1 protein-coding gene is annotated in these 357 nt (G+C 61.9%); it reads left to right on the forward strand.

What is annotated here, in order from left to right; genetic code table 11:
- Window positions 1-357 (forward strand): hypothetical protein (locus AAZR19_RS18930; RefSeq protein WP_434703994.1); only part of this gene is annotated, 357 nt, incomplete at both ends.

Below are 357 nucleotides of genomic sequence, written 5' to 3' on the forward strand. Positions count from 1 at the left end.
CCGGAGCTACTGGCTCTACCGGCGCCACGGGTATTACCGGAGCTACCGGACCTACTGGCGCTACAGGTGTCACTGGAGCTACCGGTCCTACTGGCGCAACGGGCATCACTGGAGCTACCGGTCCTACGGGCGCTACAGGTGTCACTGGAGCTACCGGTCCTACTGGCGCAACGGGCATCACTGGAGCTACTGGACCTACTGGCGCAACGGGTATCACTGGAGCTACCGGACCTACCGGGGCAACGGGTATCACTGGAGCTACCGGACCTACCGGGGCAACGGGTATCACCGGTTCAACTGGAACTACGGGGGCAACAGGTATTACTGGACCAACAGGTCCTACCGGTGCCACTGGTA

Origin of the sequence: Bacillus sp. Je.9.29.b (assembly GCF_051129925.1) — a bacterium.
In the GTDB taxonomy this organism is placed as follows: Bacteria; Bacillota; Bacilli; order Bacillales; family Bacillaceae; genus Bacillus; species Bacillus safensis.